The following is a 16,419-nucleotide window of genomic DNA, read 5'->3' as shown; positions in this document are numbered from 1 at the left end:
TTTTGATGTAATAGGGCAGATACATCATATACATTCAAGGAACACATTCATGGAACAGATATATTTAGCCCTTAATATGTTCCTTGATTATTTCCTGCAGCAAGTTGGCAGGAGATTGCTTGGAATAATGTGCCTGGCGCAGCTGTAATATTCCTACGGGAATAAAAGAAAGTTCCAATTCCACGTCAATCTGTTGGATTCCTGAAAGTAAGGGTGTCGATTCCAGAACAACACCTATAGCAGAAGTGTGCTTGACCATAGGAGGAATCAGTGAGATTGGGGTCACCGAATGCATTAGGGACGGGGATGTCTGATAGCGGGACAGATACCTGGAAAATTGAAGATGATATAAACAGGTAGGTCCTCCAGCAATAAGCGGATAGCCTAGAACATCGTTAAATGAAGCAGAGCCAGACTGGCACAGTGGATGATTATGATCCGCAACGAGGATGGTTTTCTCCTCATACAGAGGATCAAAATAAAAAGCGGATGCATCAGCGGGACACCCGCAAATAGCGAAATCCAGCCGGTCACTCCACAATTCCTCAACCAGCCTATCGGTACTGCTGGTTGTAATCTCGCAGGTCATTCGTGGTCTGTCCTGCTGCAGCTGGCGCATGGCATTCGGCATGATCCTATGAATGGCCGATTCAATTCCACCAATTCGCAGCGTGCCAATCTGCTCCTGCTGCAGTGATCTGGCGAGCTCAGCCGTGTCATTCCAATGACGGATCAAATGATCTACCTCTGCTGCAAAAATCTGTCCGGCTGGTGTAAGCTGAACATCCCATCCCCGTTTAAATAGTTGAATGCCCAGTTCTTTTTCCAGCCGCTGAATCTGGTTGGTTATAGTGGACTGGGCATAATTCAATTTTTCTGCGGCCCGGGAGAAGGTCTTCTCCTGCACAATCGTTTGAAAAGCGACAAGTTCCTTTAGGTCCATTCCAATCACCTCTATCGAAGAAATCAATTAACTTTATATACTTATTCCATTATATAGATCAACGAATATGGCGTACACTGGAATCATTCTGAGCAAGGAGTGATGAGAAATGCCTTTTATCCGGGTCAGTTATATGGAGCAGCACTATGGAGAGGTTCAGTTAAAGCATATCAGTCAGGTCATTATGAAAGCGTTGGTTGATCATTTCAATGTACCGGAAGATGATTGTTTTCAAGCTTTTCATGCCCATAAGAAAGAAGAATTTTATTATCATCCCCATTATCTGAATGTACAGCGAAGTGATGGACTGATCTTTATTCATATTACCTGTAAATCTGGCCGATCGATTCGGCAAAAAACAGGTCTGTATCAACAGCTGGCACAGCAGCTGAGTATTGAAGTGCCCATGCGTCAGGAAGACGTATTTATCGTTATTAACGAGAACGAGTTCGCCGATTGGTCATTCGGTAATGGAATTGCCCAGATGATCTCTGTCTCAGAGGAGGTATCCGAATGACTCATCCAACAATTCTATCCAGTGCCAGAGAATCTTACGGAGAGATTGCGCCGGAATTTGTCCGTTATTCGGAAGATCTATTATTTGGAGAAGTATGGAGACGTGAAGAGCTGTCCTTGCGTGACCGCAGCATGATTACGGTAGCGGCGCTTACAGCTGGAGGAATGGTGGAGCAGATGCCATATCATATGCGTCTGGCTATGCAGAATGGAGTGCAGTCCTACGAGTTGGTAGAAGCAATCACCCATCTGGCCTTTTATACAGGTTGGCCTCGTGCAGCAGCTGCCCTGACAGCAGCCAAACAAGTGCTGACACAATCGGATCAGCCTGACCCTAAAGAACAGAAGTAGATAGCTTCCCACAGCCTAGCAGAATCATGATACGTGTATCCAATCAAGGCTGCTTTCTTTTATTGTAGTTCTTTATAAATAAAAAAGACTTCTTTGTCCGATTTCGATTAGCAGCGCCTGTAATGGGTAAAAATGGGAAAAGGACAAGGAGGGATATAATGTTCAAAATGCATGAAAAAGGAAAAATAGTCACACTTGCTCTGCTGCTGGCCCTGCCGGCTTCTGCCTACGCAGCGGAACCACAGGCGACAGCGCCAGCAGCAGAACAAACGGCGCCGGCTGCATCAGGTGACTCTTCTACTTCAACATCTACGGATAAAGAATCTACTTCATCTGCTGCCAAGTCCAAAGCCAGCCTCACGGATTCACTAAAAGGTGGCTACACAACAGCAGCCACTAAACTCATGGTACCGTGGTCGATGCAATTTGCCGGAGATACCGTATATATTACGCAGCGTGTAGGCGGCATTGTGCAGGTCAAAAACGGCAAGCAGACGCTGCAAAAAGTACAGACCAAAAAGCCGCTGCGGGTAGTCGGCGAAGCGGGTCTGACCGGTTTTGTGCTTGATCCGAATTTTGCCAAAAACAAAATGGCCTACATTTATCATGCTTACGAAGAAAAAGGCGAGGGTTTCAACCGGATCGTCAAAGTCAAACTAACCGGCAATACGTGGAAAGAGCAAAGCGAGCTGCTGAAAGGCATTCCGGGTGGACGTATTCACGAAGGCGGACGTCTGGCAATCGGCCCGGATGGTATGCTGTATAGCACTGCTGGCGAGACCAACCGTCGTGAGCTGTCCCAGGATCTGAAAAGCTACGGCGGCAAGATCCTGCGCATGACGACAGCCGGCAAAATCCCAAAAGACAATCCGATCAAAAATTCCTATGTCTACGCTTACGGACTGCGCAATTCCCAGGGCATCGCCTGGACATCTGACGGCAAGCTGTACGCTTCCGATCATGGCCCAAGCGGCGCACCGATTCCGGGCGGCGGTACCGACCGTACCGGTCTCGACGAGATCAACCTGATCAAGCCTGGCGCCAACTATGGCTGGCCGGAAGTGATGGGCAAAGAAACCGCCAAAGGAATGACGCCGCCGCTGTATGTAGCGAGCTCCAAAGCGATTGCTCCATCCGGTATTGCGGTGACGCCGAATGATACGATTCTGGTAGCGACATTGGCAGGAGAAAGCCTCAAAGAATTCGATCCAAAAACCAAAAAGATGACGGATGTATTGACCGGTGTCGGACGCGTACGCGATGTTGCCGTACATAACGGCAAGATTTATGTACTGACCAACAATACATCCGGCGGAGACGGTGATCCGGGATCGAATGATGATCGGCTGCTGATTTTGAAGTGAATAATATTGAAAACTATAATATATTCTTATGCTAGCGATAAAAAAAATGATTTTAGAAGAGGATAACCAACTTCCATATAAATGCACATTTGCTTCCTCATTCCTGAAGTAACGATGCAAGCAGAAGGCGACTGAATGATCTAATTCAGTTGCTTTTTGCTTGCATCTATTTTTTGAAATGCACCTTTCTATACAAGTAGCGCTTTTTACAAAAACAAATTAAAAATGTATATAGTTGACAACTTAATATGTATATAATAAAATAAAATTGGCTCTTAGGAGCAAATAAAATGAATATCAGGAGGAATTTAACATGCAAAAAAAATCCAAAAAAGGTCTGATTCTTGCTTTAACTTTGGGAATGGCTATTACCGCTGTTCCATCTATTACAGCTTTTGCAGCTTCGGTAAATGAAAATTATGACTCTTATGCCCTTCCGGCAAGACAAGGAAATAATTACACTGGTACTCATCAAAAAGTTACAGATGAACAGTATATAGTTAATAAAGTTACGGATATTACTCATGCAGATACTGCAGTATTCTGGGCGACGGATGGAGTGAAAACTGTTATTTCTAACGAGTATGAGCAAAAATTAGGTAATCAATCTACAATTCAATTCCGTAAGCAGATTAAATCAAAGGCTGATGTTATTATGGGAATGAGAAATGCAGATTATCAAATATACCAAAATGGTTTCGTATCTGGTTGGGTTAATTTCAAATGATTTACATATATTATATAGAGTTTAAATAAGAGTTTAAATAAGAGTTTAAATAAAAGTTTAAATAAAAGTTTAAAGAGGGAGAACTCTACATAGTTCTCCCTCTTTAGTTAAAAGGTGGTAATGTATTTGCTTAATTTACTTAAGATGGAATTTAAGTTATGTTTGAATCGATCAGAATTCAAATTAATATTCCTTTTGTTATGGGTTATGGCATTAGGAGCATTCATTTTAAACTGTTATCGCGTTTTCAATACGGATCTTAGCAGTATTCGATCTGTATATGAAATGACTATATTACAAGCTACTTCTTCGAAAATAATATTATCTACTGAATTGATCTTATTACCATTTATGATTCCATTAATCTATTCGGATACTTATTACAGTGATGTTTCGAATAAAGTGAATTTACTAATTTTGACTCGTACAAAATATAAATATTATATTTGGAGCAAAGCAATTGTGATTTTTATAGTATCGTTTTTCACTGTTTTTTTTCCTTTATTATTGAATCAATTACTAAGTTTTATTCCATTTCCCTTATATGGATATGATAATCGTTTTGCTTTGCCTACATACGATATTGGGATTCAAAATTATGATGCAAATGCAATGTTTGATTTATTACGTTTAACCCATCCTTTTCTATATAATGTATTGTTTAGCTTGTTTATTAGTATTTTTGCTGGCTTATTTTCGCTATTAGCATTTAGTGTGTTTTTGTTTCTGAAAAAGAACAAATTTGTGGTTTTTTTAACCTTTTTTCTTGCAGTAGTATTGTTTAATTTACTAATTTCAATGGTTTTTTCTTATAGAAGTAGTTTTACTACATTGCTAACTCCGGGGAATACCGGGTCATTCTATAGTTTGCTTGTCTGGCTTATTTTTTCTGTTTCTATGATCTTTCTTTGCATCACTGCAAAAATAAAAAAAATGACTATAGAATAAATGAGGAGAAATATGTATTTTTATAAAAAAACAATTCTAAATAGTTTGCTTTCAATCCCCAGTTTGATGGTTTTTATATTTATAAGTTGTATATTTTTAGGATTATTGCTAACTAGCCAAGGCTATGCTGCAAATGAGTTATCGAGTTATTACAATATAATCATGGGAATAAATCAATTTATCTTAATATATATTCCTTTTTATCTTATTATGATTAGAAATTTTTCAGTATTTAGTACTAATAAATCAATTTTAATTAAATATAAAGAGATAACAAAGTGGTGGAAAAAAAATATATATTCGCTTTTGTTTTTTTCTATGTTTCTATCATTATTTTTAAATTTATTATTTTTAATTGTCTTGATTAGTAAAAAAATTGATATGATTTCTTTTCTCTACCTAATCAAACATCTTGTAGTTAACTCTTTATTATCACAATTCATGATTTTTTTTATTTTAGGACAACTTTATTATCTTTTTTTATTTCTGACCAATAAAAGCATAATATCGATTTTTGTTCCTATAAGTTTAATGTTTGTGGGACATATTTTTGATTTTTTATTTAATGTAAACTATTTTTCACTATCTAATTATATGTCTTTAAAATTAGAAGTTATTGATGGGGGTCTTGAGATTCACCCTAACAGTATGTATGTATTATTAAACTTTGTAATAATATCAGTTTTGTTATATTTTTTAATAATTAATATCTTAAAAACAAAAGACTTTTACTAAGGAAGATTATAATGACCTCTATTTGCAATAGGTTAGATATTAAGTTAATCTCTAAAATGAATTTGGTAGCTATAATGTGGTCTTTAATACAATTTTTTAGATTTGTAGAATCTTATACCAGTGCAGAAAAGATACTAATTTATTCTTCAAACTTTATAGATGTAAATATATTTAATGATCTTACATTTATTATCTCTAGTATGTTACCTCTTCTTTTCTTAATAACTTTTTTAGGTAATATAACGCAAGATTTTGTTAATAATCAAGGAATTTATATATTCACTAGAACTTCAAATGTTAAAAAATGGATGTTTAGATTAATAGCTGACATCATGATTTATATTATTATTTTTGTTATTATGTCTGAATTTATTACTACTATATGGTGTTTTATATTTAAAGTTGAAATTCACGAAACAGAGAACTTTGCAACTATATTTATTCAGCAAATAACCATATTATCCATATATTATTTTTTGTCTGTATTATTGGTAAATACATTATCTTTATTTTTTCAATCTACTACTTCGTCTTTAATAGTTATACTTATTAACTTATTTTTTGTAATCTTAGCCAGTTACCTTTATAAAACTAATCCTGGTCAAGTAGAGAGAATAAAATGGCTTCCCTTTACTCAAGGAATTTATAACTGGCAGGTATCTATGTTTAATATTTCTTCAGATTTTTCCCTAAGTATAAATAATTTTATTTTTAGTCTTTTGTATCTTACTATAATGGGGATCTTTTTATCTTTAATATATGTATATATATTTTCTAGAAAAGATTTATATTAATTTTAAGGAGAAATTAAAATGAACTATTTATTGAAAATAGAAAATGTAACAAAAAAAATATCGGGGAATACAGTTTTGGAAGATATTAATTTAGAACTGTACAATCAAAAAGTGTATGGATTTTATGGGGCAAATGGTTCAGGGAAATCTATGCTTTTTAGAGTGATGTCTGGTTTGGTAAAACCTACTGTAGGACATGTATGGGTGAAGGGGAGAAAATTAGATGGCAATTATTCTTTTCCAGAAAGCATCGGAGTATTAATTGAGTCTCCTGGATTTTGGCCTAACTATACGGGTGCAGAGAACCTTAAAATTTTGGCTTCTATAAAAAATAAAATTAATGAAGAAGACATTAGAAATTCTCTTCAAAGAGTGGGACTAGAATACAATGATACTAGAAATTATAAGAAGTATTCTTTAGGGATGAAACAGCGACTGGCTATTGCTCAAGCCATTATGGAAAAACCAGAGATAATAATACTAGATGAACCAACTAACGCATTAGATGAAAACGGAGTTGAATTAATTAGAAATATTATATTAGAAGAAAAAGATCGGGGAGCCACTATACTACTTGCAAGCCATAATAAGGAAGATATTAATATTTTAGCTGACGAAGTTTTTAAAATTAGTAAAGGTAAATTGGAGAGTTCACATGAAAAATAAACTTTATATAACCAGTTTATTCATCTTATTGCTTGCTTCGATTTTATTTGGAATACGTACAGCTTTTTCTTATAATTTTAACATAAGCTTAGGTAATCACTTAGATAAAAACAATGTGAAACTTAATTTAGAAGAAGAAAAAAACCATCTAGGTATTTATTTTAATAATAATATAGAACAGTTTTCTCAAATTTATAATGAAGCAGATTTAGTAGCAGAAGTTGAAACAACAAGCGAAAGATTAAATTATGCACAGACTATCAAAACAGGTATAAAGGCGATAAAAATATTTAAAGGAAAAGATCTCCTAGCTAATAATCAAGCATATATATACGAACCAAGTTATTTTTTTGGAGACAATTATTTTTCGTTTGGTGGTTACCAAATTTTAAAACCACGAAAAACCTATATAGTTTTTTTGAAGAAATTAAAGGTACCTAAAAATTATGTTTATAAAGCTGATGAAGATATAAGTTTTATCCCTGTCTCTTCTTACTATAGTAAATTTGAATTAGGAAATTCAAAAACTAAGCTGTTAGATCAAACTGACGTAGATAATGGGATGGATTATAAAAAAGTAAAAGAATATGAAATATTAACTACTTCTGAAAATAAATTGAACAAATTTAAAGAATTAAAAAAAGAAGTCATAGAAAAATTTAATTTATGATGATTTTATAAAAATAAACAGCCACTTTAACTAATAATGGTATTTTACCAATCAATTAGTTAGGGTGGCTTTTAACTATAGCATTTTTATAAAATATGATCTTGGTTAAATTTTTTATTTTTAATATGTCTTATTTGCTGAGGTTACTCGGATAGTAGGGCAGAAGGGTGTATAATATTCAAAGCAACGTTAAGATCTGGACGATTTGACATAGCGAATAATAAAAAAGAAAATGATGATAACAAGAAAATAATTAAACGGATTGATTATCGGATTAACGTCGAGCGCCACCTGTAAAATAATCTACTGCAAGAAGACAATGATGAGTAGGAAAATGACAGGTTTGGTATACAGATTTTGCATGGCAGGTTCTCCTTGTTTTGGTTTCCTTGGCTGCTGGATGGACACTGGTAAAACCCTAATATAGTCGTATCCTCGGGTAAAGCAGCCAACCGCAATTGCGGAGGGATTTCATATGCTGTTGGCACAGCAAGAGATACAGTTTCGGATCATCTGCAGCACAAACTCCGGCTCGGTAAACTGGAGAAAGTGTCCGCTGCGCTTTGCCAGTATCTGCTTGCCGTATCGGCTGAGCTGCACGAGTTCCTGCTGATGGTTTAGCCGGATATCCAGCGCATGCTGTGACACGAATGGAGACTTTTTCATTCCCGTAATGACAAACAGCGGCTTGTTCGGAAACGGCACGGCCTGCTGAATTTGACGGGCGGTCTCTTCTACATAATGAACTTCATTCCACTGGCGGGAAGACACGAATGTATCCAGTCTGCTCAGCAGTCGGTTCAGGGCGCGGATCACAGCCGGCTGGGTATCGTTAATCTGCAGATCCTGCAGGTGACTGGCTTCGAGCAGTATACCCGGCGATCTGGCCGGGGAATGGGCGGGCGAGCAGATTGGCGTACAATCCGCCGAGGAAATGACCGACCAGCACATATGGAGGCGGCGCGTGAAGATCGTCCAGCAGCAGCTTTAGGGTAGCCGTAATGACAGCACCGTGCTGTAGCCCGGTCAGTTTGCTGCTTTTCCCTATGCCGAGACGATTATAAGCCAGCACAGTATATTCATGATCGAGCTCCGGGAACAGCCTATGCCAGCCTTCCACCGGTCCGCTGCCTCTATTGATCAGAAGAATAGCCGGTGATCCTTGGACAGACAGCACATATTTGAATGTTCCATAATCGGTATTGATGATTTGCTTGTTCATTGGCTTCATCCTGAACCTCCGTAAATGTTATTTTGCTCTCTGTTACGCAGCGGCTTTCTGAAAGGTTCCCTGTGACACGATAACTCTGGTAGCAGCCTTTTACCAGCAGGCTGACTGTATTGCTGCAAAGGATAGTGGTATACTTCTTTAAAATGAAAACGTATCCAAAAAGGAGCTGATCGCCATGCCTGCCTATAATGCCGCTTCGGATGTGCATCACCCGCAAAAGGGTCACCGTCTGGAGGATATCCCTGCACATGATCCATTTGTACTGACCGATCCTCGGCAGCAGCTATATTATTTGTACACGGGAGGGTCGCCGGAGTGGAACGGGATGGATCGTTATGGTGTGCTGGTCTACCGCAGCAATGATCTGTCGGAATGGGAAGGGCCTTATGAGGTCTTTGCGATTCCGGACGATGTATGGGCTCATCCGCAGCATGGGGCATGGGCGCCCGAGGTGCATGAATACGAGGGACGTTACTATCTGTTCGTGACACTGCATAACAACGAGCGCGCGCTGGCTGGCGAGCCGGTTCATGGATACAGCAGACACTGGAGGGGCACGGTAATCGCAGTCAGCGACTCTCCGACAGGGCCGTTTGAGCTGATGCATCGTCATGCGCCTGTACTGCCGGAGACGATGATGACGCTGGACGGCACGCTCTACCGTGACCCAAGCGGCGCACCATGGATGGTCTACTGCCATGAGTGGATTCAGACGATAGATGGCACGATCGAGGCGGTTCGTCTAACCGAGGATTTATCGGCTGCGATAGGTGAACCGATCCATTTGTTCAGCGCTTCATCGGCATCATGGATTCGGCAGGATGATACAGTCTGGACGCAGCCGACTGCTGTAGAGACAGCTTCGGTGCAGCAGGATCAGGAGATTCCAGTCTATGTCAGCGACGGTTGTCAGCTGTACCGTACTTCCGGTGGCGAGCTGATTATGCTCTGGTCAAGCTATGAGGCAGACAGCTATGTACAGACGATAGCCCGCTCTCTGACTGGTGAGCTAACCGGTCCCTGGGAACAGCTGGAGCCGCTGATCCGGGAAGACAGTGGGCATGGCATGCTCTTTCGTACACTGGCAGGGGATTGGATGCTGATCCTTCATCGTCCATTTCGGATGCCGGATTCCCGCTGCGTTTTGTATGAGATAGAAGATACCGGCAACCTTTTCCGGATAAAAAAGTGAACGAAGGCGCGCTGCAGCGACAGATCGGAGACCGCAACAGGCAGGAAAGCCAGCAAATGCGCCCAATTCTGCCTTATGGACGGGAATCATCCTATTTTTTCTGGATAACTGAGTTAAACCGTCGGTTTTGTATTATTAATGCTATATGGGTAAACTTCTCACTTTTTTTTCCAACTGTATATGGTTTATAATTTAGAAGACAAATGTCGATAAAATTTTAACAGTGTAGTTATTTTCGTTATAATGTATACAGAAAAGGGATGTTCCTGAGTGGAGCCTTGCTTCTTGTATCACCTAAGCGGGAGGGCCTGCTCTTTTTTGCAAATATAAGAGATAAGGAAGGTTTTTATGAGCAGCATACAGAAAAAAACAGACATTATCTTAATTGGTGCCGGGGTCATGAGTGCGACGCTGGGATCATTGCTGAAAGAGTTAGCACCGGAGTGGGAAATTAAAGTGTTTGAAAAACTCGCAAGCGCTGGAGAAGAAAGCTCCAACGAATGGAATAATGCGGGTACAGGCCATGCTGCCCTATGCGAGCTGAACTATACGACCGAGAAGCCGGACGGATCGGTAGATATCAGCAAGGCGGTACAGATCAATGAGCAATTTCAGCTGTCCCGGCAATTCTGGTCCTTCCTGGTGAAAAGCAATCTGATCCGCAATCCACAGGACTTTATCAAGCCTATCCCTCATATGAGTCTGGTCATGGGCGAGAAAAATGTATCTTTTCTGAACAAAAGATTTAAAGCGCTATCAAAACTGCCATTGTTCGAAGGCATGGAGTATTCGGACGATCCGAACAAACTCAAAAAATGGATTCCGCTTATTATGGAAGGCCGCTCGTCCAATGAACCGATTGCGGCAACCAAGATCGATTCCGGTACGGACGTGAACTTTGGGGCGCTAACACGCATGCTGTTCGACCATCTCAAAAGCAAAAATGTAGAAATTCATTATAAACATAGCATCAAGGATATCAAGCGTACGAGCGATGGCATGTGGTCAGTCAAAGTGCAGAATCTGGATAATGGTAAAGTGGAGCATCATCTGACCAAATTTATCTTTATCGGTGCCGGAGGCGGCAGTCTGCCACTGCTGCAGAAAACAGGTATTCCGGAATCGCGTTATATCGGCGGATTCCCGGTCAGTGGCCTGTTCATGGTCTGCAACAACCCGGATATCGTCGCCCGCCATCATGCCAAAGTATACGGCAAAGCCAAAGTAGGCGCGCCGCCAATGTCGGTTCCGCATCTGGATACCCGCTATATCGGCAACAAAAAGGCGCTGCTGTTCGGTCCGTTCGCCGGCTTCTCGCCGAAGTTCCTCAAAACAGGCTCCAACCTCGATCTGATCGGATCGGTGAAGCCGAATAACCTGTTCACGATGCTGGCAGCCGGTGCCAAGGAAATGGGACTGACCAAGTACCTGATCCAGCAGGTGATGCTGTCCAACGACAAGCGGCTGGAAGAGCTGCGCGAATTTATTCCCAATGCCAAGCTGGACGAATGGGAGATTGTGGTCGCCGGTCAGCGTGTGCAGGTAATCAAGGATACTCCTAGCGGCAAAGGAACTCTGCAGTTCGGTACGGAAGTGGTCAGTGCGGCAGACGGCTCGGTCGCTGCACTGCTGGGCGCTTCTCCGGGCGCTTCGACCGCCGTGCACGTTATGCTGGAAGTACTGCAAAGATGCTTCCCGCAGCGCATGAACGAATGGGAGCCCAAGATCAAAGAGATGATTCCTTCCTACGGCATAGCACTGGCGGATCATCCGGATATGTTCCATGAAATCTTCGCGTCCACAACCAAGACACTGGAGCTGAGCGAAGAAAAGCACCCCAGTATCGACTCTCTGAAAATAGTTACCGAGCCGGAGGTATTCGGAGAACCGGTGCAGTAGCCAGAGAAAAGGTAAAATAGACAGTCTGACCGATCGGCATTATATCCGGATCGCAAATGACCAAATGATGCAACACGCAGATGATACAATACAGAGATTCCAACCAGAACCCCTTCAGCATAAAAAGCTGAGGGGGTTCTGTCTGTATAGGCATAATCACGTTCCGTGCGTATCTGTACGATACCTGCCATATCAGGATAAATGAGGAACACGAAGTCCCTGCTCGCCCCAAATGCTTGCCTAAGCACACAAAATGTTGCAATCTTCTCATGTCCCGGGCGATAAGCGTCTGCTATATTGATCATGGTTATGATGTAAGCGCTTTATGCTAAGCGGATCGCAGCGTATTTGCTTTGAAAGGGGATAAAGAAATGAGAAGAAACAGACAGGCAGCACTTCTGCTGCTAATTATGGTAATGGTGCTCGGTCTATGGCCGGTACATACAGCGGAAGTGGCGGCAGCACCATTTGCAGTCAATTCTACAATTGTGAATGGAGGGTTCGAGACCGATTTCTGGCAGGATCATTCGTGGCAAGTCGATGCTTCAGATTGGCAGCAGGCAGATCTTCAACATTATGCCTATGCCAGCGATCCATTTATTACACCATCCGAAGACACGTATGCTTTTAAATACTGGATCAATAACGGAGCATCTGTCGAGCAGCAGATCAAGGTGAGTCAGACACTAACGGAGCTTCCGGCGGGCAGCTATGAGCTGTCTGTGCAATCGATGGGCGGAGCAGATGAACAGGCTGGCCATGTAGAGGTATTCGCAGATACTGATCATGGCAGTGAGGTGGCTACTGCCGGTTATAATCAGTGGGGAACCGTAACGCTAAAATTGGTATTGACCGAGCCGGTATCCCACTTGGTCGTTGGCGCCCGTGTCCGTGGTCAGGCAGGAGCATGGGGCTATCTGGATAAGTTCGAACTCAAGCAGACCAGCACCGATACGAGTCAGCCGGTGGCTGCCGATATTTTCGTCAAAAAAGTCGAAGGACTGCGTCCTGACTTTATCAAAGGTGTCGATATCTCCAGTATTATCTCGCTGGAGCAGAGTGGTGTACGCTTCTACAACGAACAGGGCAAGGAGCAGGATATTTTCACCACACTGCATGAGTCCGGGGTGAACTATGTACGGGTTCGGATCTGGAACGATCCTTACGATACGAGCGGCAGAGGGTACGGTGGCGGTACCAACGATCTGGCCAAAGCCATCGAAATTGGCAAGCGGGCGACGGCAAATGGAATGAAGCTACTGGTCGATTTCCATTATTCCGACTTCTGGGCAGATCCGGGCAAGCAGCATACTCCCAAAGCATGGGAAAACCTGAATCTGGAGCAAAAAGGCGAGCAGGTGTATGCATTTACCCATCGCAGCCTGGAGCAAATGATCGCACAGGGAATCGATATCGGTATGGTGCAAATTGGTAACGAGACCAACCAATCGTTTATCGGGGAGAAAAATTGGACGAATATCAGCCAGCTGTTCAACAAAGGCAGTCAGGCGGTACGTGCAATCGATCCCAATATACTGATCGCTCTGCATTTCACCAATCCAGAATCGGCTGGACGGTATGCTTCGTATGCCAAAGCCCTCGCAGATAACGGCGTGGATTATGATGTATTTGCCAGTTCGTACTATCCGTTCTGGCATGGAACACTGGACAATCTGACATCGGTGCTGAAGCAGGTTGCCGATACGTACAACAAAAAAGTCATGGTCGCCGAGACGTCATATGCCTATACGGCAGAAGATGGTGACGGACATGAGAATACAGCGCCGCGCAGCTCGGGGCAAGTACTCGACTACCCGATCAGTGTGCAGGGTCAGGCGACCTCTGTCCGTAATGTGATCGAAGCGGTATCCAATGTGGGCAGCGCAGGAATCGGCGTCTTTTATTGGGAGCCTGCCTGGCTGCCGGTAGGTCCCCCATCCAATCTGGAACAGAACAAGCTGCTGTGGGAAAAGTACGGCTCCGGCTGGGCAGCCAGCTATGCGGGCGAGTATGATCCCGATGATGCAGGCAAATGGTACGGCGGCAGTGCAGTCGATAATCAGGCATTGTTCGACTTTACCGGTCATCCGCTGCCTTCACTCCGAGTATTCAACTATGTGAACACCGGTGCAGTAGCACCGCTGCAGGTAGATCAGATTCAGCCAGCAGCAGTAACCGTCAATGCCGGTGATCCGGTTTCCCTGCCCCATTCGGTAACCGTTACGTATAACGATGGCAGTACAGGCACTTTGTCCGTAGAGTGGGATCAGACTGCGCTGCAGCAGGCTGTTCGCCAGGGAGCAGGCAGCTATACGATTACCGGTACAGCAGCAGGCGGTCATCCGGCACAAGCGAAGCTGGAGATTCGGCGTGCCAACCTGCTGCGTAACGGCAGCTTTGAAGACAGTGATCGCAGCATGTGGCAGATCACCTACGGAACGGGTACTGCGCCACATACCGATTACCAGAACAAGGCTTCTGACGCACGAACCGGTCAGTATTCGCTCCATTATTATTCAGCAGAGCCGGTGAATTTCCGGGTACAGCAGGATGTATACGATCTGAAGCCGGGTTATTACGATCTATCTATGTCGATCCAGGGCGGTGATGCCCGGAATGCGAATATGAACCTGTGGGCCCGTACAAACGGGGTGGATGTACAGCAGGAGACCGCTGTCAGTGGATGGACGCAGTGGAAGCAGCCGTTGATCCGCGAGATCAAAGTAACCGATGGACATCTGCTTGTAGGCGCATCGATTCAGGCAGATGGCGGTGCATGGGGGTCACTGGATGATTTCTATCTGACTTTTGCACGTAAGCTGGACAGCAGTGAACCAGATCCTAGCAATCAGCCGGTGCCCGATCCGGGAACACCTACAACTCCGCCACAACCTATCCCGGACCATGCTGCACCTGTACCGGATGTACCTGATAAAGGATCTTCCGGCGGTTCATCTAGTGGCGGTAGCTCGGCAGGTCGCAGCGAGACGTTAACCGGCAGCGTGGATAATGGTCAATATGGCAGCAGTCCATTATCGAATATCGCTATTCAACGTACGACACTGGCAGATGGAACGCAAAAGGATCTTGTCAGCTACACAGCTTCCCAGGCACGTGAAGCTGCAGGCAAAGTGAAAGCAGTCGGCGGCTCCGCTATTCGTCTCGTGCTGCCGGAGACTCCCGATACCGTGAGCGAACTGCAATTTACCCTGCCGCAGGATACCGTACGAACGCTGGCTGGAAGCAAAATAAGTATGGAGCTGGCGACCAGTCGTGTCAGCCTGCGCTTGCCGGAGAATACATTATCCATGCTGAGCGGCAGCCACCAGTTCACTATTGCTCCGATCAAAACAGCTGACGGGATTGAAGCGATAGCTGCGCGAGCCAGACAATATTCGCTGGTACAGCAGACCGCGGGATCAGCGGATATACAGGTGATTGGTCAGCCGCTCCGGATTGACAGCGATCTGCAGGGACAGACGGTACAGCTCGTACTGCCACTATCCCGGCAAAGCCTGCCTTCTGATGCGCAGCAGCAGGAGAGCTTCCTGGAACAGCTGGCAATCTATGTGGAGCACAGCGATGGAACAAGAGAGCTAATCAAGCCAACTGTAGTACAGCAAAGTAATCAACCTGCCGGACTGCAGTTTAATGTGAATAAATTCAGTACGTTTACCCTACTCAAGCTGGGACAGCCGATGGAGAAAGGTACAGTGCCAGCAGCCGATCATCAGACAGCGACTGCCAACCATTATATGAACGGCTATCCCAATGGAACATTCCAGCCGGAGCGCATGGTAACACGTGCCGAGCTGGCGGCTATTCTGTCACGTCTGACGATCCAATCGCCGAGTGTAGCAGGGCAAGCAGCGCCTTTGGCGGATACAGCTGCCATAGTTTCATCTCCGACCCACCTATCCTATACGGATGTGAATTCCCGAAACTGGGCAGCCACAGCGATTGAACAAGCCTCGCAAAAAGGATGGATGAAAGGATACGAGGGCAGTACATTTGCTCCTGAACGTCCTATCACCCGGGCTGAAATGGCGACTGTACTGGCACGCTGGCAGCAGCTGCATAGTACGGATTCCACTGCGTTTACAGATACAGCTGGACACTGGGCGACGGCAGATATCGCTGCTGTGCAGCAGGCCGGTTATATGCAGGGAATGCCGGATGGCCGCTTTGCTCCCGACAAAACACTAAGCCGCGCCGAAGCGGTGACCCTGTTCAACCGGGTACTGAACATACAGCCAGAGCCAGCATCCGGCACACCGATTTCCCGCTGGTCAGATGTCCCGGCAGCCCACTGGGCATGGGGAGACATTATTTCGGCAACCCAGCAATGAAGATGAATACGATATAACGCAGATTGAACAGATG

The 16,419-nt window shown here is 43.7% G+C and carries 15 protein-coding genes; 12 read left to right on the top strand and 3 right to left on the bottom strand.

From position 1 onward, the window contains the following. Window positions 1-64 precede the first annotated feature (64 nt). On the bottom strand, window positions 65-943 hold the full coding sequence (locus tag AR543_RS02490) for a LysR family transcriptional regulator (protein ID WP_060531550.1): 879 nt from the start codon (window positions 941-943) through the stop codon (window positions 65-67). Between the two features lie 109 nt (window positions 944-1,052). Here AR543_RS02490 and AR543_RS02485 point away from each other — a divergent pair, with 109 nt between their 5' ends. The 9 genes from AR543_RS02485 (at window position 1,053) to AR543_RS02445 (ending at window position 7,714) form a co-directional block, all read left to right on the top strand. Next, window positions 1,053-1,460, top strand: coding sequence for a tautomerase family protein (locus AR543_RS02485; RefSeq protein WP_060531548.1), 408 nt, complete (start codon window positions 1,053-1,055; stop codon window positions 1,458-1,460). After that, window positions 1,457-1,810: a carboxymuconolactone decarboxylase family protein gene (locus AR543_RS02480; protein ID WP_060531546.1), complete on the top strand. Its 354-nt coding sequence runs from the start codon at window positions 1,457-1,459 to the stop codon at window positions 1,808-1,810. The genes AR543_RS02485 and AR543_RS02480 overlap by 4 nt, the downstream gene beginning before the upstream one ends. Before the next feature lie 158 nt (window positions 1,811-1,968). Next, complete coding sequence (locus AR543_RS02475; RefSeq protein ID WP_060531544.1) at window positions 1,969-3,174, top strand: PQQ-dependent sugar dehydrogenase; 1,206 nt, start codon at window positions 1,969-1,971, stop codon at window positions 3,172-3,174. Between the two features lie 313 nt (window positions 3,175-3,487). Beyond that, complete coding sequence (locus AR543_RS02470) at window positions 3,488-3,901, top strand: hypothetical protein (protein ID WP_060531543.1); 414 nt, start codon at window positions 3,488-3,490, stop codon at window positions 3,899-3,901. A 207-nt stretch (window positions 3,902-4,108) separates the two neighbouring features. Beyond that, the gene (locus AR543_RS02465; RefSeq protein ID WP_158523922.1) at window positions 4,109-4,849 is read left to right on the top strand and encodes a hypothetical protein; all 741 of its coding nucleotides are present in this window, start codon (window positions 4,109-4,111) and stop codon (window positions 4,847-4,849) included. A 12-nt stretch (window positions 4,850-4,861) separates the two neighbouring features. Further along, on the top strand, window positions 4,862-5,584 hold the full coding sequence (locus tag AR543_RS02460) for a hypothetical protein (protein ID WP_060531539.1): 723 nt from the start codon (window positions 4,862-4,864) through the stop codon (window positions 5,582-5,584). Window positions 5,585-5,640: 56 nt separating this feature from the next. Beyond that, a complete protein-coding gene (locus AR543_RS02455; protein ID WP_158523921.1) occupies window positions 5,641-6,378 on the top strand; it encodes a hypothetical protein in 738 nt (245 codons plus the stop codon). A gap of 18 nt (window positions 6,379-6,396) precedes the next feature. Then, complete coding sequence (locus AR543_RS02450) at window positions 6,397-7,044, top strand: ATP-binding cassette domain-containing protein (RefSeq protein WP_060531535.1); 648 nt, start codon at window positions 6,397-6,399, stop codon at window positions 7,042-7,044. Further along, a complete protein-coding gene (locus tag AR543_RS02445; RefSeq protein WP_060531533.1) occupies window positions 7,034-7,714 on the top strand; it encodes a hypothetical protein in 681 nt (226 codons plus the stop codon). Before AR543_RS02450 ends, AR543_RS02445 begins: the two co-directional genes overlap by 11 nt. Before the next feature lie 471 nt (window positions 7,715-8,185). Here AR543_RS02445 and AR543_RS02440 read toward each other — a convergent pair whose 3' ends face one another. Continuing rightward, window positions 8,186-8,530 carry a hypothetical protein gene (locus tag AR543_RS02440; RefSeq protein WP_060531531.1) on the bottom strand — a complete coding sequence of 115 codons (345 nt, stop codon included), beginning with the start codon at window positions 8,528-8,530 and terminating at the stop codon, window positions 8,186-8,188. 16 nt (window positions 8,531-8,546) lie between these two features. Further along, the gene (locus tag AR543_RS02435) at window positions 8,547-8,936 is read right to left on the bottom strand and encodes an alpha/beta fold hydrolase (protein ID WP_060531530.1); all 390 of its coding nucleotides are present in this window, start codon (window positions 8,934-8,936) and stop codon (window positions 8,547-8,549) included. Window positions 8,937-9,120: 184 nt separating this feature from the next. Here AR543_RS02435 and AR543_RS02430 point away from each other — a divergent pair, with 184 nt between their 5' ends. From AR543_RS02430 to AR543_RS02420, 3 genes are all read left to right on the top strand, one after another. Continuing rightward, window positions 9,121-10,137: a glycoside hydrolase family 43 protein gene (locus AR543_RS02430; protein ID WP_060531528.1), complete on the top strand. Its 1,017-nt coding sequence runs from the start codon at window positions 9,121-9,123 to the stop codon at window positions 10,135-10,137. A 348-nt stretch (window positions 10,138-10,485) separates the two neighbouring features. After that, window positions 10,486-12,036 carry a malate:quinone oxidoreductase gene (locus AR543_RS02425; protein WP_060531526.1) on the top strand — a complete coding sequence of 517 codons (1,551 nt, stop codon included), beginning with the start codon at window positions 10,486-10,488 and terminating at the stop codon, window positions 12,034-12,036. A gap of 371 nt (window positions 12,037-12,407) precedes the next feature. Further along, complete coding sequence (locus AR543_RS02420) at window positions 12,408-16,385, top strand: glycosyl hydrolase 53 family protein (protein WP_060531524.1); 3,978 nt, start codon at window positions 12,408-12,410, stop codon at window positions 16,383-16,385. Window positions 16,386-16,419 lie beyond the last annotated feature (34 nt).

Source organism: Paenibacillus bovis (assembly GCF_001421015.2).
Lineage (GTDB): Bacteria > Bacillota > Bacilli > Paenibacillales > Paenibacillaceae > Saccharibacillus > Saccharibacillus bovis.
Note: the sequence above shows the minus strand (reverse complement) of the source record. Positions and strands in the feature narration are given on the sequence as shown.